Source organism: Acinetobacter sp. BMW17 (assembly GCF_001592855.1).
Lineage (GTDB): Bacteria > Pseudomonadota > Gammaproteobacteria > Pseudomonadales > Moraxellaceae > Acinetobacter > Acinetobacter johnsonii.
In genome coordinates this window covers 47,977-68,109 of the sequence record NZ_LSOD01000027.1, presented here as the reverse complement: position 1 = coordinate 68,109, position 20,133 = coordinate 47,977, and the positions used below count along the sequence as shown (strand labels likewise).

General features: G+C 42.2%; 17 protein-coding genes, 2 tRNA genes, 1 other RNA gene and 1 pseudogene. 8 read left to right on the top strand and 13 right to left on the bottom strand.

The window, feature by feature from the left end; translation table 11 throughout:
* Window positions 1-145 precede the first annotated feature (145 nt).
* From AXW61_RS08235 to AXW61_RS08220, 4 genes and pseudogenes are all read right to left on the bottom strand, one after another.
* A pseudogene (locus AXW61_RS08235) lies at window positions 146-1,678 on the bottom strand (NAD(P)/FAD-dependent oxidoreductase).
* Window positions 1,679-1,750: 72 nt separating this feature from the next.
* The gene (locus AXW61_RS08230; RefSeq protein ID WP_062033968.1) at window positions 1,751-2,596 is read right to left on the bottom strand and encodes an SDR family NAD(P)-dependent oxidoreductase; all 846 of its coding nucleotides are present in this window, start codon (window positions 2,594-2,596) and stop codon (window positions 1,751-1,753) included.
* Window positions 2,597-2,611: 15 nt separating this feature from the next.
* Window positions 2,612-3,568: a metal-dependent hydrolase gene (locus AXW61_RS08225; RefSeq protein ID WP_062033967.1), complete on the bottom strand. Its 957-nt coding sequence runs from the start codon at window positions 3,566-3,568 to the stop codon at window positions 2,612-2,614.
* A 181-nt stretch (window positions 3,569-3,749) separates the two neighbouring features.
* The gene (locus AXW61_RS08220; protein WP_062033966.1) at window positions 3,750-4,256 is read right to left on the bottom strand and encodes a hypothetical protein; all 507 of its coding nucleotides are present in this window, start codon (window positions 4,254-4,256) and stop codon (window positions 3,750-3,752) included.
* 203 nt (window positions 4,257-4,459) lie between these two features.
* Here AXW61_RS08220 and AXW61_RS08215 point away from each other — a divergent pair, with 203 nt between their 5' ends.
* Window positions 4,460-6,085: an NAD+ synthase gene (locus AXW61_RS08215; RefSeq protein WP_010327297.1), complete on the top strand. Its 1,626-nt coding sequence runs from the start codon at window positions 4,460-4,462 to the stop codon at window positions 6,083-6,085.
* A gap of 117 nt (window positions 6,086-6,202) precedes the next feature.
* Here the strand turns inward: AXW61_RS08215 and AXW61_RS08210 are convergent.
* Window positions 6,203-6,279: transfer RNA gene (locus AXW61_RS08210), tRNA-Met, on the bottom strand.
* A gap of 688 nt (window positions 6,280-6,967) precedes the next feature.
* Between AXW61_RS08210 and AXW61_RS08205 the strand changes: the two genes are divergently transcribed.
* Entirely contained in the window at window positions 6,968-7,960 is a 993-nt protein-coding gene (locus AXW61_RS08205) for an RDD family protein (RefSeq protein ID WP_062033965.1), read from the top strand.
* A 52-nt stretch (window positions 7,961-8,012) separates the two neighbouring features.
* Here the strand turns inward: AXW61_RS08205 and AXW61_RS08200 are convergent.
* The 4 genes from AXW61_RS08200 to coaD form a co-directional block, all read right to left on the bottom strand.
* Window positions 8,013-8,089, bottom strand: a tRNA-Met gene (locus AXW61_RS08200).
* Between the two features lie 73 nt (window positions 8,090-8,162).
* Window positions 8,163-8,540: RNase P RNA component class A (gene rnpB / locus AXW61_RS08195), an RNA gene on the bottom strand.
* Window positions 8,541-8,566: 26 nt separating this feature from the next.
* Window positions 8,567-8,830, bottom strand: coding sequence for a YfhL family 4Fe-4S dicluster ferredoxin (locus AXW61_RS08190; RefSeq protein ID WP_004695536.1), 264 nt, complete (start codon window positions 8,828-8,830; stop codon window positions 8,567-8,569).
* A 1-nt stretch (window position 8,831) separates the two neighbouring features.
* Complete coding sequence (gene coaD, locus AXW61_RS08185) at window positions 8,832-9,323, bottom strand: pantetheine-phosphate adenylyltransferase (RefSeq protein ID WP_004695534.1); 492 nt, start codon at window positions 9,321-9,323, stop codon at window positions 8,832-8,834.
* Between the two features lie 141 nt (window positions 9,324-9,464).
* Here coaD and smpB point away from each other — a divergent pair, with 141 nt between their 5' ends.
* A complete protein-coding gene (gene smpB / locus AXW61_RS08180; RefSeq protein ID WP_004695532.1) occupies window positions 9,465-9,941 on the top strand; it encodes an SsrA-binding protein SmpB in 477 nt (158 codons plus the stop codon).
* 41 nt (window positions 9,942-9,982) lie between these two features.
* Here the strand turns inward: smpB and AXW61_RS08175 are convergent, their stop codons facing one another.
* The 3 genes from AXW61_RS08175 to rluD form a co-directional block, all read right to left on the bottom strand.
* Window positions 9,983-10,549 (bottom strand): flavodoxin family protein, encoded by a 567-nt coding sequence (locus AXW61_RS08175; RefSeq protein ID WP_005400401.1) that lies wholly within the window; start codon window positions 10,547-10,549, stop codon window positions 9,983-9,985.
* Between the two features lie 107 nt (window positions 10,550-10,656).
* Window positions 10,657-11,397, bottom strand: coding sequence for a peptidoglycan editing factor PgeF (pgeF, locus tag AXW61_RS08170; protein WP_062033964.1), 741 nt, complete (start codon window positions 11,395-11,397; stop codon window positions 10,657-10,659).
* 30 nt (window positions 11,398-11,427) lie between these two features.
* Window positions 11,428-12,480, bottom strand: coding sequence for a 23S rRNA pseudouridine(1911/1915/1917) synthase RluD (gene rluD / locus AXW61_RS08165; protein WP_062033963.1), 1,053 nt, complete (start codon window positions 12,478-12,480; stop codon window positions 11,428-11,430).
* Window positions 12,481-12,551: 71 nt separating this feature from the next.
* On the opposite strand from rluD, the gene AXW61_RS08160 reads away from it, so the two are divergent.
* Both AXW61_RS08160 and AXW61_RS08155 read left to right on the top strand, forming a co-directional pair.
* Window positions 12,552-13,535, top strand: coding sequence for an outer membrane protein assembly factor BamD (locus AXW61_RS08160; protein WP_010327302.1), 984 nt, complete (start codon window positions 12,552-12,554; stop codon window positions 13,533-13,535).
* 191 nt (window positions 13,536-13,726) lie between these two features.
* Window positions 13,727-15,622, top strand: a complete 1,896-nt coding sequence (locus tag AXW61_RS08155) for a DNA primase (RefSeq protein ID WP_062033962.1) — start codon at window positions 13,727-13,729, stop codon at window positions 15,620-15,622.
* Window positions 15,623-15,646: 24 nt separating this feature from the next.
* Here AXW61_RS08155 and hemA read toward each other — a convergent pair whose 3' ends face one another.
* Window positions 15,647-16,930, bottom strand: a complete 1,284-nt coding sequence (gene hemA / locus AXW61_RS08150; RefSeq protein ID WP_062033961.1) for a glutamyl-tRNA reductase — start codon at window positions 16,928-16,930, stop codon at window positions 15,647-15,649.
* A gap of 78 nt (window positions 16,931-17,008) precedes the next feature.
* Between hemA and AXW61_RS08145 the strand changes: the two genes are divergently transcribed.
* The 3 genes from AXW61_RS08145 to ispE all read left to right on the top strand — a co-directional run.
* On the top strand, window positions 17,009-18,718 hold the full coding sequence (locus AXW61_RS08145) for a hypothetical protein (protein WP_062034017.1): 1,710 nt from the start codon (window positions 17,009-17,011) through the stop codon (window positions 18,716-18,718).
* 5 nt (window positions 18,719-18,723) lie between these two features.
* On the top strand, window positions 18,724-19,305 hold the full coding sequence (lolB, locus tag AXW61_RS08140) for a lipoprotein insertase outer membrane protein LolB (protein ID WP_004695517.1): 582 nt from the start codon (window positions 18,724-18,726) through the stop codon (window positions 19,303-19,305).
* Window positions 19,306-19,316: 11 nt separating this feature from the next.
* A partial coding sequence (ispE, locus tag AXW61_RS08135) for a 4-(cytidine 5'-diphospho)-2-C-methyl-D-erythritol kinase (protein ID WP_062034016.1) occupies window positions 19,317-20,133 on the top strand: 817 nt, incomplete at its 3' end.

Here is a 20,133-nt window from a genome sequence, read left to right as displayed (position 1 = left end):
TCGGTCTGCGTTGATAGACAAAAAACCACCCGCATGGGTGGTTTTTTATATGTTGAATTTTAAATCAACAATTCACAAGTGACACAGTTTAAGCATTAAAAGGCCTAAACAAACTCAGGATTTTTTAATACTTAATGTAGCTACTTTAAGCTTCAACAACATCGTAGTGTTTTAGCTCAAGCGCAGATAAACGTTGCTTTAACTCGGCCAAGGACCACGGCCAAGCTGCGAAGTTACGCCCATTTCGATCTAAATAATAGCTTGAACAGCCACCTCGGTTAAATACTGTGGTTTTCAAATGCGTTTGTACTTTCGCATTGTGATACCGTAGAACATCTCGCTTCACCATCATACGTTTAAAGCCTTGCTGCTTCATTTTTAGTAAACCATCAACAATATACTGAATCTGCGCTTCAGCAATCCCAATAAAAGAGTCATAGACCAAGATATTTGGCCCCAATACCAAAAAGGCATTCGGCACATTTTCCAAACTTGTACCCAAGTACGCTTCTGGAGAACTGTCCCTCCAAAGGTCGGCCAATCGCTCACCTTGTGCATTCCATACGCGTTGTCCAATTGGAGGATGTGCCACTCCCCAGATAATGACATCGACCTCAAATCGTTCCCCATTTGCCGCAATGACACTCTGCCCATCAATCTCGACCAAACCTTGGGGTAACAGCGTGACATTGTCTTGTTACAGTGCTGGATAATAATTGTTGGCAAATAAAAGTCGCTTACAGCCGATCGAAAAGTTAGGCGTTACGGCTTTACGTAAGGAGTCATCCTGTATTTGCAATTTTAATAATTGACGGCTTAAAACATTGACTGGCTCAAGCAGTGACGGATGACGCAGCCCAAAGTTGATCGCATTTAAAATACTGGAAACACTCTTCCTCCAGCCTTGCTGAATCATCGGAAATTTGGCCACCAGCGACTTTACTGTAGCATTGAGCTGCATATCCGCTTTGGGCAAAACCCACGGCGCAGTCCGCTGAAATACGATCAACTCTTTCGCCAACGGCTGAATTTGTGGAATAAACTGAATGGCAGACGCACCTGTTCCAATCACTGCAACCCGCTTTCCCGTTAAGTCATAATCATGTTTCCAACGGGCTGAATGGAACATTTCTCCTTTAAATCCTTCTATCCCTTTAATGTTAGGTAAGGATGGTTCTGTAATCGGCCCTGTGCTAAAGATCACGGTTCGTGCTTGATATGCCCCCTGAGAAGTTTCGAGTTGCCAAATACTCGCCTCTTCATTCCACTTTGCACTGAGCAACTCATGCTGAAATCGGATTTTATCTTGCAATTCAAACTGCTCAACCACCTGTTCCAAGTAACTTAAAATTTCAGGTTGTTTCGCAAATAAATGACTCCATTGATGACTAGGCGCAAAGGAAAATGAATACAATGCCGAAGGTACATCACAGCCACAGCCACAGCCGGGGTAATTATTATCACGCCACGTACCACCAACTCTCTCTGCCTTTTCTAAAACTAGATAGTCCTGATAGCCGACTTGTTTCATTTTATAAGCCGCAGCAATGCCCGAAATCCCAGCCCCTACAACAATGGTATCGTAAGTATGTACAGCTTTAGGACGAAGCACAGCCTTTTTACGGGTCTGCTTAGGTTGAGCTTCCGTACTTTTTGGCGTCGTAGTTTGATCTCGCATTTGATCAGACGGCGCTTCCACATCTGCTTGTTCTGCCTCTAATTGAGTTTCCATATTCATTTTTCTCTATTTTTATTTTGTGATTTGATTAAACAGTGGATAACCCAAACCTAAAAGCTTGACGTATAAGCTTGGTGATGCGCGCTTCATCCACCAAAACAATTTGGCATCGGGTTGTGGAATGGTATAAAGCTTACCTGCATCTAAGCGATTTAATGTTTTTTTGACTACAGCATCACTGGTGGTAAACGCATGGTTCATCAGCAGTTTGTCAGCCAGTCCAGAATAGCGACTTGGCAAGCGACCATTCTTCATAATATTAGTGGGCACCAAGGTCGGACACAGCACATTGACTGCAATGTTATAAGCATGAAGCTCTGAAGCCAAGGTTTCTGATAGAGCCAAAACACTAGACTTGGTCACGTTGTACGCTGTCATCTCAGGGGCTGCGGTATAGCCCGCAGCCGATGCCACATTGATAATGGCACCAAAGCCTTGCTGTTTAAATTTGGGTACAAAGTAGTGGCAACCATGAATCACCCCCCACAGGTTGACATGCATACACCACCGCCAATCCTCGAGCGACACCTCATCAAACTTACCACCTAGCCCCACTCCCGCATTATTGATGAGCAAAGTAACAGGATGTCCCAAAAGCTGTTCCGCTTGCTCGGCCAAAGCGTGTACAGATTCTTTTAATCCAACATCACAATGCACGGCGTAGGCTAACGTAGATGTCATCGACTGAATCAAATCTACAGTCTCCTGTGCCGAGCTTAAGTCAATATCTGCACAGATGACATCACCACCACGTTTTGCCAGTTCCAGTGCAAAGCTACGACCAATTCCGCTACCTGCGCCCGTTACAACTGCGTAGGCCTTTTGACTTGGTTTATTTTTTTTACTCAACAGTCCCATGTCATAACCTCCTCTTTATGATTTCAGTACTGGAGTAAATTCTTTGGTGAAATAGGGGGTTAATATTCCTGTTTCAGGATGTAGTAAGCGCTCTTTGTAATAATCTAAAAATGCAGAGGTGTCATAGTCATTCGGGTGAAAGCTCGGACGTAAATAGTCAAAAATATGCATCCAACTACTGCCATAAACACCTCGTTTCAACCCAAACAAGAGGCTGAAACTGCGCGGCATATCCTTCCAATAACTGAGACTCACCAAATTAGACGGTTTTCGATAAAACGGGACAAAAACTGACGCCACGGAAATCAGCAGCAAAATGGTGATAAGGGCTGGAAAAAAGCCTGTAATACGTAAGGCATAGTTATTGGAAAGTGATTGAAACACATCATATGCAATGTCTTTGTGCTCAGATTCCTCTAGCATGTGCCACATCCAAATCGCCCGTTGCTTTTCGTCTTGAGAATCGAAAAAAATCTCTTCATGGTTCATCATGTATTCAGACAGCACTGCGGTAAAATGTTCAATGCCTGCCATCAAAGACAATTTCATCGGCTGCGGTAAGCGGTTAAAACCGTAGTCAAAAACGATTTCAGCTAAATAACGAAAAATACCAACGGGTAAATCAACCTGTTTAAAAGTATCGTTCAATTCTTCATGTAGCTTTGAATGCAGTGCCTCCTGTCCAATCAAAGACGTCACGCGTTGTTTTAATACAGGGTCTCTAAGGAAATCGCGGTGATAACGGGCGGTATCAATCACCAAGTCTTCACCATAGGTCAGAAAGATCGAGAGTGATGCAAAGTAAGCACTGGCCAACTCCGCATTTAGGTAGAATTTGGGATCAATTTTCTCAGCTTCAAAGTCAAATTTCATATGCCGAATCGGAATAATCGCAGACTGTTTTTCAGCATCGAATACGTTTCCTGCAAAAATTTGACTGGCTTTGCCTTTCAATGGAAGAGCGATACGCATAGGACATTCCTTCTTATTTTAGCTCATTTTTAGGCTCAATCTCACGATTTTCACCATCTCTTTGCATTCAAAATAAGAGGTCGCTTCCCCTATGCCACTGGCATTTTTCTTCAAATGATTTGCAATTTATGACTTTAAAATCTGTTGTCTAACAATCACTCCGCAGATTTATCTATCGAGGTCAGAACGAGGCTTTGTGTGACACAAATGGAATGCACTGCTCATAGGCTGAGCACTCTTCGCCATAGTGTTTTTTGAGAAAATAGTCTTGCACCATTTGCGCCTGTTGTTCGATGCCATAGCTTAAAAACTGCTTGCCTTGTTTTAATGCATAGCGGTATTGACGGTTAAAAAGCGCCTTACGGACTACAGCGAGTCCCTGCTGAATTTGCCAAACATGTGTTAGCTCATGAATCAACCAAGCTTGTTGATGAATGGATTGATCGGCAAAATTTTCGCACCAGTCTTTGATATTAAAATAGACATATCCATTCGGGCTAATCGCATAATGAGGCAGCACTGCCCGATGCGCGATAATTCGAACCGAATCCATGTTCAGACTGTTCCCAAAAATACTGCTGGCGAGCTTTTTCTCCGCTTCAGTCAAGGGCCTGTTTTTAAGTTCAAACTTTTGCTGTATTTTTTGTAAAAGCGGTTGAAACCACACAATCACACTCCATAAAGACATTAGAATAATTTGTTCTTTTTAAGGACATTTACGGATTTTTTTTAGAATATCCCTTAAAAAAAATCGCATTTCGTATATAGTATTCGCACTTATTATTGATTAATACTTCTATTTGTTTATCGTCACTTACACCACGTAGAACTTATAGCTATAACAAACTCAATCGTCGTGTATATCCCTATAGGTATAGGATTTAGTTGGAAATGAAAAGTTTTAAAATTGCACTTGCACAGTTCTCTCCGCACATTGGCAACCTTGAAGCAAATGCCCAAAAAATGTTGGAGCAGGCCAATGAAGCAAAAAAACAAAATGCTGATTTAATTATTTTTCCAGAACTTTCGAGCATTGGTTACCCAGCAGAAGATTTACTTCTACGTCCAAGCCTAACCAAACGCACGCAACAAGTTTTTGAACAACTTAAAACAGTAAAAGATATTGTGATGGTCTTTGGTTTTGTCAACCAAACCGAAGATGGTCAACGCTACAACGCCGCTGCGGTCATGAAAGATGGACAAGTTTTGGGTGTGTATAACAAACAAAACTTGCCAAACTATAGCGTATTTGATGAAAAGCGCTACTTCACCGAAGGGCATCAACACCTTGTTTTTGAATATTTAGGGCATAAGTTTGGTGTGTTGATTTGTGAAGATGTGTGGTCACTTTCAACAGTACAACAACTGGCACAGCTCAATGTAGAAACGGCTTTGGTCTTAAATGCTTCACCATATGAAGTCGGTAAGCCGCAGCACCGTGTTGAAACCATGTCTGCACTGGCGAAACAAATGAACCTCAACTTGGTTTATGCCAACCAAGTCGGCGGTCAAGACGACCTGATTTTTGATGGTACAAGCTTCGTGATCGCCAAAAATGGTTCGGTTGTACTTCAAGCTGAAAGCTTTAAAGAATCCCTGTATTTCGCTGAATACGAAGCAGAACAACAAGCCTTTAAGGCCAATGCGCTGCCGCCTGCTTTAGACACCATGGCAGAGATTTATCAAAGCTTAGTGATGGCGACTCGCGACTATGTACAGCGCTCAGGTTTCCCTGGGGTGATTTTGGGTTTATCAGGCGGGATCGACTCAGCTTTAACCCTTGCCATTGCAGCCGACGCGATTGGCGCCGACAAAGTCCAAGCCGTAATGATGCCATATACCTATACCGCCCAAATCAGTGTAGAAGATGCTGCTGAACAAGCGAAGAGTATGGGGGTGACTTTTGGGATTGCTGAAATCAACCCGATTGTGAACAGCTTTATGCAAACGCTTTATCCGTTCTTTGGCAACAGCCCTGCGGATGCAACTGAAGAAAACTTACAAGCGCGTGCCCGCGGTACACTGCTGATGGGTTTATCAAACAAATTTGGTAATTTAGTCCTGTCTACAGGCAATAAATCAGAATTGGCTGTGGGCTACTGCACGCTCTATGGTGACATGGTGGGTGGTTTTTCCGTACTAAAAGATGTGTATAAAACCATTGTGTTTGAACTTGCGAAATACCGAAACAGCATTTCAGACAAGCCTGTGATTCCTGAGCGTGTGATTACTCGCCCACCTTCAGCAGAGTTACGTCCAGATCAAAAGGACCAAGACTCTTTACCACCATATGATGTACTGGATGCCATTTTGTATGCTTATATTGAAGAAGATATGAGCCAAGATGACATCATTGCCAAAGGCTTTGATGCTGAAGTGGTTGCAAAAGTGATTCGTTTGGTCGATTTCAATGAATACAAACGTCGCCAAGGTGCAATTGGTCCGCGTATCAGCTCACGCGCATTTAGCCGTGAACGTCGTTACCCAATCATGAATGGCTGGAAAGCTGGCATATAAGCTGCTGTTCCAATAAAAAAGCCCAAACAGATGTTTGGGCTTTTTTATATCGACATATTCAAATCTATTTTTTACGCACAAAAAAAGAGACCAAGCTGAGAGCTTGGTCTTTAAAAATGGTGGCTATGACGAGACTTGAACTTGTGACCCCCGCATTATGAGTGCGGTGCTCTAACCAACTGAGCTACATAGCCGTAAACTGTGGGGGCATTATCTATACATATTAAACACCCGTCAAGCCCTACCCCATCCCAATGATCAGCATTTAAACAACTGATAATTAAATGTTTAAAATTAATACATATTTAGTAAAAAAACATAGGGCACAATAGCTAAATATATAAAGAAAATTATCCTTACTCAGATCAAATCCTTGCTTATTGCTACACTCATAACAGCACTAAATGCATGCCAACTCGTGAGTCCAGCCTTGGTCAATTATAATCACGCTCACATGGATGTTGCCAAATGAATCACCAATCAACACTTATAGAACATGCAACAAAAAACGATGCATGGCATAGCTCAGCAAGGCCCAACAACGCTTATATCATGTTCAAAAAGATCACCATATAAGCAACTTGAAATTGCAATGCTAAATGCTATGCGCAACTAAACTGAACAGAGAATAAAATTACAGGCTAAAAAATAAATTTTTGCAGAATAATGTACTGCCTATATGCAGATCCAAAATAGCTTCCAAGGATTAAAATTGCAGAAGTATCAACTCAATGTAAATAAAAAGAATCTCTTCGAATTATTGATTTCATCTCTACAATTCTGTAAAACAGCTCACTATTTAATAAAGTGATTAAAACTTGTTAATTACTGATTACTTTTAACATCAAAACCAATAATTTTATAACAGCATGAGTCATTATTTTGGATAATACAATTGAAAATGGTGTATCAACTGATACACAACCTTATATTGCAGGCTTTTGGCGTAGGAGCTTCGCATTTATCATTGATGCTTTGCTCATCGGTGCTTTCTGTAACATTATCTCTAGCCTATTAGGTAAATTTCCTTATGAATACCCTATACTCATAACATTAATTGGTTATCTTTTCGTTATTCTATACTTTACTTATTGCAACAGCGTTAACAATAATGGACAAACAATCGGCAAAATTATTCAATCCATTAAAGTCGTCAAACTAGATCAGCAGTATCTCAGCCTATCCGCCTCATTTTTACGCTCGGCAATTTTATATGCCCCTTTCTGCTTAATGTCTTTTACGCTACTTTTTCACCCAGTATTGAATAGCATCTTTACGATACTCTTAGGCAGCTTACTGATTTCTATAATTTATTTATATATTTTTAACCGGAAAAATCGCCGCTCTATTCACGACTATCTAGCCCACACAATTGTCATAAAAAATGGGGTTGAACCTAAGACTATTTCTACAACATGGAATGTACATTTTTACATCGCAACTATTTTAGTTTTCATTTTTTCAGGGTTACAAGTTTGGAACAGTATTACAAGTGACCAAAACTATATTCCTATTTCTTTACAAAAACTAAAATTTAAGGAATTAAGCCAATTTGATTATGGTTATCTCATCCTTCCTAAAAATGAGGAAGGTATAAATCCAACTCAACATTATTATTTAGCCACGATTACCGATCCTAATTTACTCAATAATCCAAGTTATGCTGAAGAATTTGCACAATATATTTTCAAATTAGAACCACGTCATCGTGCAAAAAATCTAGAAAATTATGTTCAACTCACCGCTCGCTATCAGTTTGGGTTAATTTCAAAAAAACGTTCTTCCACCTATTTAATTGAAACAGATGATCAGCAGAAAATTACTGCTCAGGAAGTTTCTTCACAACAACAAACGCAAATTGGAGGTGGGTATTAAGCCCAAAATAAGGACAAAAAAAGACCACGTTTTGGAACGTGGTCTATAAAAATGGTGGCTATGACGAGACTTGAACTTGTGACCCCCGCATTATGAGTGCGGTGCTCTAACCAACTGAGCTACATAGCCGTAAACTGTGCGCGCATTATGTGGTTTTCTCACCAGTACGTCAAGTACCTTGCGCGCTTAATTGATCAAAATTTGTTGAAGTGAGCCGATAAGCCGGGTTCTGTCGAGAACGATCATTCCTCTAGGCGTACAATCACTCATACGCTCAAGCGACCTACCCGGATCCAGCATGGGCCATGCCTAAAGGATCCCTATTTGGTCTTGCTTCCGGTGGGGTTTACCATGCCATGAACTGTTACCAGCCATGCGGTGCGCTCTTACCGCACCCTTTCACCCTTACCTCCGATTTCGATTGCTCGAAACCATAATGAAGGCGGTCTACTCTCTGCTGCACTTTCCGTCGGCTCACGCCGCCCAGGCGTTACCTGGCACCTTGCCCTATGAAGCCCGGACTTTCCTCCCCTGCTTCAATCACGGAGATCTCCACAGCAGCGATCGTCTGGCTCACTTCGAGGCGCATATTATCAAATCTTAGACTTAATTGCTTGCGCTTTTTTGAGCAATCAGCTTTTTATATTTATCCATGAGCTCATCCTCAGTTTCCGCATGATTAGGATCCAGCGGAATACAGTCCACTGGACAGAACAATTGACACTGGGGTTTATCATAATGTCCGATACACTCTGTGCATAAGTCTGGGTTGATTTCATAAATCAATTCCCCCATGAAAATGGCTTCATTGGGGCACACAGGTTCACAAACATCACAATTGATGCATTCATCGGTTATATATAAAGACACGCTACCAACCTTGTTGATGTTTACGTTCAAAAGCAGCGACTACAGCTTGCGGTACAAACTTTGTCACATCACCTTTTAAACGTGCTATTTCACGAATCAACGTCGATGAAATAAATGAATACTGCTCTGACGGCGTTAAAAATACTGCCTCAAAGTGTGAATCAAGTTGACGGTTCATGTTGGCTAACTGGAACTCGTATTCAAAGTCAGACACTGCACGCAATCCTCGCAGTACAGCCGTTGCTTTTTGTTCACGGAAGAAATTCACCAACAAACCATCAAAACCTACAAACTCAACATTATCAAGATGGCTTAATGATGCTTTGGCCAAGCTCACACGCTCTTCTAAACTAAAGAGAGGGTTTTTATGATGACCAATGGCAATGGCTACCACCACTTCATCAAACATACGTGATGCACGTGTAACCAAATCAATATGACCATTGGTAATTGGATCAAAAGTCCCCGGGTAAATGACGCGAGTTTTAGACATCCATTTTTACTCTGTTGATTTTGTAGAGCCATATTTTAGCAAAAACTTGTTTTATAGGTGAAGAAACTCCATAAATTTGAAAAAACTTCACCTTAACCCTGCTTTAAGGCACAATAGGTACATTGTTGGAAGTAATTGATTATGGCGAAAGCAACTGTAGTTAAAAAAAATACCAGCGGGACGATTGCACAGAATAAACGTGCACGTCACGACTATTTTATTGAAGAAAAATTTGAAGCTGGCCTGTCACTGCAAGGCTGGGAAGTAAAATCGTTACGTGCAGGTCGTATGACGCTGTCTGAGAGTTATATCACCTTTAAAAATGGTGAAGCTTTCCTGTTCGGTGCTCAGATTCAACCTTTACTCAGTGCATCTACGCACATTGTTCCTGAAGCGACCCGTACCCGTAAGTTACTGTTGAACCGTCGTGAACTGGATAAGCTACTCGGCGCAGTGAATCAAAAAGGTTATTCGTGTGTTCCGCTTGTTGCTTATTGGAAAGGACCACGTGCGAAATTAGAAATCGCTTTAGTGAAAGGTAAACAGCTGCATGACAAACGTGCCACGGAAAAAGACCGTGACTGGCAACGTGATAAAGCCCGTATTATGCATAAATAATAAAAAACCTCCCATGTGGAGGTTTTTTATTATTAGAACTGTTAATAGTCAGCTTTTAGCTCGACCAAATATTTTCCAAACTTTCGAGCAGTTTCCAAGTCACCTTCGGGTGGAGTTATTTCAATACTAGCGTTGTCTGACTGAGTCATCAAACCTAAAAAGCTCGACATCCGATTAATATCGTGTTGGCTACGTCCCGTCGGCATAAACGGTAAACCAGCCCATAACATACCATGCTGCATAGCAAATAAATTAATCTGCTGTAATACCGCCAGTTTATCGCCACTTAAGCCACCACCATTGGTAAAGCCTGCAGCCAGTTTTCCTTGCCAAGCCCGTGCTAACCAACGCTTAGAGGAATCTTCCATAAACTGCTTAAGCGCTGCGGTAAGACTGCCCATATACGTTGGGCAACCCATCACAATAATATCGGCCTGATCTAACAAGTCCCACTGCACTGCAGCAACAGAAATTAAATGCACATCAGCACCCGCCTGCTCTGCACCTTGTGCAATATACTGAGCGACTTTCGCCGTATGACCATAGGCGCTATGATAAACCACACACACATGAACAGGTGCAGCAGAAACAAGATCAGGTACAGACATGGAAACTTTTAAGACCAAAGAATTGAGTTAAGTTTAACACTTCCACTCGCTGAGTGGGGAGTAAGTACAAGGATTAAAACAGCCAAGCACTTCATCAAAAGCCAAAACTATTGCATAAACACAAAGGTCGCCATACGCCCAGTTTTGGCATGACGTCGATAAGAAAAGTACTCATTTGACTGGCTAAAGGAACACTGATCACCGCCAGAAACCACTTCAACCCCGTGCTGTTTTAAAATGAATTTTGCAATCGCATACAAGTCAGCATAATACTTTCCAGCTTGCTCACCTGTTTGAAATGCAGACTCAAGCTCAGCATACTTTGAACAAAAGGCTTCTTTTACTTCCGCCCCAATTTCAAAACAAGATTGGCTAATAGCTGCGCCCAACCAAGCCCATGTCGGCTGAGTGTTCATGCTGGCAATGGTATTTTCAATAATGCCATGCGCCAACCCACGCCAACCTGCATGCAAATTGGCCACCTCAGTTCCATCTGTATTACCTAAAACCACTGGCAAACAATCGGCTGTCATCATCATCAGGGCATGCTTCGGGCGCTGCGTCACCAAACCATCCCCTTCTTGAGCATCAAAGTCAATTTGCTCATTCACTACACGGCAAATGGTGCTGTGAGTTTGCATCATCCACGTGATTTTATCGACCCCATAGCCTGCAAACTCTTTGAGCAAGATCATGCGATGCTGTTGCACACGTGTAGCATCATCCTGTACATGCAAAGCCAAATTAAAGCCTTGTAGTTCAGATTGAGTGGTTTCTAAAGCACGATCATGATGCACACGGGTTTGCCCCACAAAAACACCTGCCGGAAGTCCTTGAACAAATTGCATATACTGTCCTTATGATGATTCATCTATAACTTAATAGGCTTTGTTTTCCGTACGAAGTACATCAACCAAGGTCGCCAAGTCTGCCGGCCACGGCGCTTTAAACAACATTTCATCACCTGTACGAGGGTGTTTCAAACCGAGCTCTGCTGCATGCAAGGCTTGGCGTCTGAAACCACGTAAAGTCTCATCTAAAAGTTCTGTTGCACCTGCGGGCACGCGTACACGTGGCATATACACAGGATCGCCAACTAAACCAAAACCAATATAACTAAAATGCACACGAATCTGATGCGTACGTCCAGTTTCAAGACGCGCTTGGATGCGGGTGAAATGTTGGAAGCGTTCTTTCACGTTGTAGTGTGTTACAGCATCTTTACCGCCCGGCAATACCGCCATTTTGACACGATCTACAGGGTGACGTTTAATCGGTTCATCCACCGTGCCACCCGCAATCACATTGCCATACACAATCAGGTCATAAACACGGTAAACCGTTTTTTTCGCCAATTGCTTACTAAGTGAAAATTGCGCTTCTAAATTTTTCGCAACGACCAACAAGCCTGACGTATCTTTATCAATACGATGTACCAAACCCGCACGGGTCAGTTCTGCCGATTTTGGATAGTGATGCAATAATGCATTTACCAACGTACCCGATGAATTGCCCGCACCTGGGTGAACCACCATCCCAACAGGTTTATTAACGACAATAATGTCCTCATCTTCATAGACAATATCCAGCGGAATGTCTTCAGGCAGACTACGAGTTTGGGCTTCTAACTCAACTTCAAGTCTTAACAGTTCAAATCCTTCACATTTATATTTGGGTTTGACACTGTTACCATTTACCAACAAATGGCCTTCTTTTAGCCACTGTTTGAGTTTTTCACGCGAAAAGTCGCTCCAAATCGTTGCTGCAACTTGGTCTATACGTTGTCCGAGATAAGTTTCATCCAATTGAAATTGCAACGATAAACGTGTTGCAGTAGAGCTTGAAGTATGGTTATCTGCATCCTCAGAATCTTCAAGTAAATTGAAATCGGTTTCAGGGAAATTTGGATCGGAAGATTGTGCTTGAGCCATTTGATCATTCAAATAAAAGTGATTTAATAGCGCAATTGTAGCTCATTGCCCGTATTAACAGAGGAATTTTTATGTCGCTACCACATTATAAAATGACAATGCTTGCTCTAACGATTGGCATTGCATCTGCAATGGTAGGCTGTAGCAGCAATCCCAAGAAAGAAGTGGTAGATACCGGTCCACAATCGAGTGAACAGGTTTATATTCAAAAAGCAGAAAAAGCACTGCAAAGTGGTCAATATACCGACGCTGCAAAACACTTAGAAGCATTAGATACCTATTACCCTACAGGTGAATATGCGCAACAAGCTCAACTAGAGCTGCTCTATGTGAAGTTTCAGCAGAAAGATTATGAAGGTGCGATTGCACTGGCTGATCGTTTCATTCGTTTGAACCCTCAGCATCCAAACGTGGACTATGCCTACTATGTCCGTGGCGTAGCCAATATGGAACAAAACTATGATGGTTTGATTCGTTATACTTCTTTAAAGCAAGCACATCGCGATGTGAGCTATCTTAAAGTGGCATATCAAAACTTCGTAGACTTTATTCGTCGTTACCCTTCAAGCACTTATGCGGTTGATGCCGCACAGCGCATGAAGTTTATCAGCAATGAGTTGGCTGAAAGCGAAATGAATGCGGCACGTTTTAATATCAAACGTAAAGCATGGGTCGCAGCACTAGAGCGTGCGCAATGGGTGATTGAACATTATCCACAAAGCCCTCAAGTGCCTGAAGCTTTAGCAACTGTTGCTTATTCGTATGACCAATTGGGCGACAAGCAAACTGCGCAACAATATACCGATGTCTTGAAACTAAATTATCCAAATTTAGTGAAATCGAATGGTGAAGTGAACTTACGCGCTGCACGTAAAGAAGCAAGTTGGGTCAACCGTGCGACTTTAGGTGTGTTTGGTCGCGAAGAACAAAACAGTTCTGAAGAAACAATCGAACAGCCGAAACAAACAACAGAGCGCAGCTTTACCAACCGTATCAGTTTCGGTCTACTCGATCGTCCTGAAACACAGCAAAACATCAATACTGAAACCGAATAATTCCTCTGAAATATTCGCTATTTTAGAAAGGGCAAGTTATCATACTTGCCCTTTTGTTTTGTGCGATTTCCGCTTGATCAAAACGCTTAAAAGGTATACAAAACAATCTAGATTCGATGGTTTTTTGCATTTTAAAACCTCCATCTCTGCTTCTTTTCACGGTTCAAAACATCAGCGACTGACGATTCGACATGGCTATTCCTCAACACACCATTGACCAAATTTTAGATCGGACCGACATTGTCGACCTGATTGGTCAACGTGTGAAACTTAAAAAGTCAGGTCGCACCTATTCAGGCTGTTGTCCGTTCCATCAAGAAAAATCACCATCTTTTCACGTGTATCGTGACAAACAGTATTTCCACTGTTTTGGTTGTCAGGCCAATGGTAATGCCATTCGTTTTTTAATGGACATCGACAGTCGTAGCTTTATTGATGTGATGAAGGATTTGTCGAGTCAAACAGGCATCGAACTTCCCAAAGACAACCGTGACTCAAAAAAACTGGTGTATAAGCGTGAAGCTAAACCTGTCCAAAAACCACAGGTCGATGCCACTGAAGCCAAGAAAACTGAGCCAGCTCTAGCACAACCTGAGTTTCAGATTGAGCATGATCCTTTTGCTGAATTTCAGTCCATGGACTACCAAGAAGGTTACGCTGATTTTGATACCTTCGAGGGCTTCAACACTGCCCCCGTTCAGGAAGGTAACTTATACGACCTGTTAGAAAATATTGCGCAATACTATGAGCAACAACTACCGCATAGTCGTGCTGCTCAGCAGTACTTTAAACAGCGTGGACTCAGCCGAGATACTATTGCATATTGGCGTTTAGGCTATGCACCTGAGGACTGGCAACACTTAGAAAAAGCCTTCCCGCAAGATATCGAAGGCTTAAAGCTGCTCGGACTGATTCGCACCAGTGACAATGGTCGTGACTTCGACTTACTGCGGGATCGCGTCATATTTCCGATTCGCGATGCCAAAGGTCGTGTCGTAGGTTTCGGTGGTCGTGCTCTAAATGACGAAATTAAACCCAAATACATCAATTCACCTGACTCTGAAGTATTTCATAAAAACCAATTGCTTTATGGTTTATATGAAGGCCGTAAACAAAAAGCCCTAGACTGGCTGATGGTCGAAGGCTATATGGATGTGATTGCGCTACAGCAGTATGGGATTGCAGGTGCCGTGGCGACCTTAGGAACTGCCAGTAATACCGAACATTTAAATATTCTGTTTAAGCAAAACAACCGGATTACCATTGCCTTTGATGGTGACGTGGCCGGACAAAAAGCGGCACGCCGTACTTTAGAAATTGCGTTACCTTTACTCAATGATGGTCGCGAGCTGAAGTTTTTTGTTTTACCGAATGATCATGACCCTGACTCACTGATTCGTCGTGAAGGTATTGAAAACTTTAATAAACTGCTCCAACAGGCCCCACTACTGTCAGACTTTGTCTTTGCACATCTGACGCAGAACCATGACATCAGTAGCCCTGAAGGTAAAAGTCAGGTCATGAGTGAGTTACGTCAACTGACGGACTTATTGCCCAAAACAGGCTCTTTCCGTTATTTGCTGAATCAATCCTTCAAAGAAAAACTCGGTTTTGGTCGTCGCTGGACACCTCAAGTCAGCAACGATGCCTCGTTGTCTTTTAATATTCGTACCAAAGATGAAGATTTCGCCCTCGCCGTACTGATCCATCATCCGTTTTTGTATATTCACTTTGAAACTCTACGCGCCTATCTACCTGAAGATGAACTTTTGGGACATGTGCTACAAGTCTTAGACAGCATCTTTGATGATTTGCCCGACGACCAAGAACTGGCGACCTATTATGTGCTGGGTGCGTGTAGCCGTTATGCCAACGCGATTGCCGATATTATGCAGCGTACCAATATTGAAGAACTAACTAAAACACCAGAACTGGCGGATAAACTGGCCAGTGAGTATGCCCTTTCGCTTGAAGAAAAATATTTAAAACTTAAACTTAAAGCCCCAAATTCATTAATTGAGACACGAAATTTAAAACATAAACTCTTTGAACTGACCAAAAAAATAGGCTTAAGACTGATTACTTAAACCTATTGCATTTTTTATCTGGGTTTACTTTTTAGTTTTACGACGTTTGTCAAAAGTCTCATTTAAACATATTTGCATTTGTTCAAAATGACTTGGATCTTCTGATTTGGCTGCTTCACGCAGCATAATCGAGGTCGGATGTAATAACTTCTGCGTCAAACGATGTGCAAACTCTTGCATCACCTGTTCCGCCTGTTCCCCTTTCTCAATTCGTGCCAGCGCTAGATCTAATTCTTCTTGTCTTAACTGTTCACCTTGCTGACGGTAAGCATGGATGGTTTCACCTGCCAGATTAACCTTCTGCTGGGTCACCAACTCCGTTGCTAGTTGGTTGACCATCACCTCTGCTTCAACCGCCGCCTGACGACGCTGAGCAAGGTTTTCATCAATCACCGACTGCAAGTCATCCACGCCATATAAATAGACGCCATCTAAGCTTTCCACTTTCGGGTCTATATCACGCGGAACAGCCAAATCCACCATCAACATTTGTTGATAACGACGCTTTTTTAAGGCCGCTTTGACATCTGGATAATGAATCACTTGATGTAAACTTCCCGTACAACTGGAAATGACATCTGCACGTGCTAAGTTACTGGCCAACTGATCAAACTCAATGATTTCAACATCTACACGATGGGCTATTTCTTGAGCCAAAGTTTCAGCCCGTTCACGAGTACGGTTACAAATGAGGATTTTTGCGACTCCCATTTCAGCCAAATGCTTCGCCACCAAGCTATTCATTTCGCCCGCAGCGACCACCATGACCGTCAACTTTTCAGGCTTACTAAACACTTGTAATGCCAACTGGGCCACCGCGTAGCCCATCGATACGGCATGACTACCCACAGCCGTTTCAGAGCGGACGCGTTTCGCCGCATAGAAGGCATATTCAAAAATTCGGTTTAAATGAGGAGAAACAGTATGAGCCGTCTTCGCTAGAGATAGTGCAGATTTAACCTGCCCCAAAATTTGCGGTTCACCAAGCATGAGTGAATCTAAACCGCTTGCAACACGCATCAAGTGAGTGACAGCCTGCGCATTTTCATAACGGTATACATGATTCAACAATTGTTTAACATCTATGCCATTTGCTTGGGCGAGCCAGTTCAATACCATATCTGAGTTTTCAGACATGGCATACACTTCTGTTCTGTTACACGTAGACACCACTACCATTTCATTTAAGTCTTGGTTTTGGCCTTGTTGCTCAAGCAGTTGCGTTAACTTTTCAGGGTTAAATGCAATTTGCTCACGCAATTCTACGGAGGCGGTTTGATGGTTGACACCCAATGCAAAGAAAGACATATCAGATCATCATTTCGCTAAATTTATGCTATTGTGCAATAACGGTGTCATAAAAAGCATTACTTGGATCAAGAAAAATTGCGTCAAACACATTGCCGACTGAGCGGCGCGAGAATTAAGCAATATTCTACCACATTCTTACTCGTCGGTAGCATGGCATCTAGTGCTCATCTTAGAGCAGCTGGAGATTTTTCGCTATCTAATTATGATGCAATTCAACAAAGTATGATTGCCGAATTTGCACTGGCTTACCAAGACAGTGCAACTGCCCTACACAACTATACTGTGTTGGCGATTAAAAGTAATTCCACCACTATTAAACAGCGCGCTTTAAATATTGCTCTTGAACAAAATGACTTGCATGCCGCACTCGATATTGCAACGCATTGGGTGGTGCAAGAGCCCACCGATGTTCCAGCCTTATTTTATTTGTCTCACATTGCACTCAAAGCGCATGAATATGAACTTGCGGCTGAAACGCTCGACAAAATTCTCAATATTGATGCCAATGCTGATTTAGAGCAAATCCTTGCGGGGATTGCCCCTGAAGAACCTGAAGATCAAGAAATTCTCATTCAAGCGCTACGATCGAGTAAAGAGCGGAACAATCCCTCTATTTTGGCATTGATTGCAGGTTTAGAAGCGCAAAATGGACAGCTTGAGCAAGCCCTAATCACCATCAATAAAGCCCTAAAAAAGTGTGGAAAAGTCACAGGCTACATCCTGATGAAAGCCAACTTACTCAGCGCACTCGGTCAAGAGGAAGAAACCCGTAATTGGTATGCAAAATCGAGTCGTAAACACCGCGACAATGTCGATGTCCGTTTAGCCGAAGCCAAATATCTGATTAAAATTAATGCGTCAAATGAAGCCTTAACCAAGCTTGAGAGCCTGATTAAAAAATGGCCTGAACAAGAAGAAGCCTTGTTTATTGCGGGATTAACCAGTATTGACTTAAAGAAGTACGAAAAAGCGGAAAAATATCTGGTTGAACTACGTAATTCGGCCGAATATCAAAATGAAGCCTATTACTATCTTGCGGTGAATGCTGAACGAAAACAGCATTTTGAAACAGCCAAGGCCTACTATCGTCTGGTCGATGGTAGCTTGTATACCGTATCGCGTCGCAGCCTCATCAGTATCTATACCCAGCAAAACAAACCCAATGATGCTTTGCGCTTTTTAACCCAAGAACGGGTGAACTATCCACAACATGCAAGCTTTTTGTATCAGGCGCAAGCCGATATCTTAAAGCGCATGAATAACAAAGCTGCAGCCATGCGACTGTTAGATGAGGCGATTAAAAACTTACCGGATGATCCTGAACTGATCTATTCTGAAGTGCTAATGTTGGATCCACATACGGATAAAGACAAACTAGAGAAGTTGCTGAATCAACTGTTAAGTATCGAGCCCAATAGCCCAACCTATCTCAATGCTTATGCATATACTTTAGCCTTGCAAAACAGACGCTTAGATGATGCACGTAGATTTGTTGAACATGCTTTAGAATATGCCCCTGAACAAGCCTCCATCTTAGACACCTTGGGCTTTATTTGTTACTTACAAAATGACTTTAGCACGTCAGCCAAAGTCTTAGAAAAAGCCTACCTCATCAGTGGTAGTGTCAATATTGGCGTGCGTTATGCGCGTTCAGTTTATATGCTCGGTGATCTGCAAAAATTCTCCACTGTGTTACAACAACTCAAACAAAAACACCCAAATGATCCTCAATTGGATCAACTCAATACTTTATTGTTACCCCAACAACTGAAAAAGAGCTCATAGTTTTTATGCGTATTTTCTCAAATCTGAGCTTAAGCTTACTTGCTGCAAGTAGCTTGGCACTAACAGGCTGTCAACAATTTACCAAACCACAGCTTGATCCAAACACCATACAAACCGAATCTGATCAACACTTTAGCTTACAGGGTAAAATTGGGGTGCGTACGCCTGAACAGACAGGCAGTGCTTTTTTCACATGGGTACAACAGCAACAAGAGTTTGATATTGAGCTCAGTGGAATTTTAGGCGTTGGTAAGACGCAAATTACCGGTCGTCCAGGTGAAGTTAGCCTGAATAGTGCTAAAACTGGCCTCATCCAAGCTGAAACCCCTGAAGAACTTTTAAAAACAGCAACAGGTTGGCAGGCACCCATCACCCATTTAGTCAATTGGGTTCAAGCCAAACCCGCAACAGTTCAAGCACAAATCCAACGTGACAGTGCCAAACGCGCAGTACAGATCATTGAAGATGGTTGGAGCGTTGAGCTGAGCTATAACGAACAAGCCCATATGCCAAATCGGTTGATTTTAAAACAAGCACTTGAAAATGGTGCAGAAAACCGTATTACAATGGTCATTCAAAACCGCTAGTTTATCTCGTTATGATCCGTGTCCCTGCCCCATCAAAGCTGAATTTGTTTTTACACATTACGGGTCGTCGTGAAAACGGCTACCACGAACTGCAAAGTATTTTCCAGTTGATCGATCTGTGCGATTGGTTAGAGTTTGAGCTCCGTACAGATCAAGAAATTCATATTGAAGGCTTAAACAGTGTCGATTTGAGTCAAAATTTGATTTATAAAGCGACACAGATACTTAAGCCGTATGCACAAACAGCCACCGGTTTATCCATTCGTCTTGAAAAAAATATTCCGATGGGTGCAGGCTTAGGTGGTGGTTCATCGGATGCTGCGACGACATTAATCGTGGTCAATCAACTGTGGCAATGCGGGCTAAATACTGAGCAACTAGCAGACTTAGGTGTTCAGTTAGGCGCAGACGTTCCCATCTTTGTCCATGGTCGCAATGCATGGGCTGAAGGCATAGGTGAGCACTTAACATTCATAGACTTAGATCAAAAACAATACATTGTGTTAAAACCTGATTGTTTTATCAGCACTCAATTGCTTTTTTCACAAAAAACATTGACAAGAAACACGAAGAGCTCTAAATTTTGCGCCTATCAGTTAAAGCCATCTGATTTTGGAAATAATTTTGAGCCTTTGGCAAGAAGTTTATATCCAGAAGTAGATGAAGCAATGCAATATCTCGACCAGTTCGGTATTGCAAAACTTACAGGTACAGGTGCTTGTGTTTTTACTGAAGTAACGAGTGATATGAACATTGATGATGTTCTTGCAAATGCACCATGTAAAGCTTACTTGGTCAACAGCTTGAATGAATCACCAATAAGACATT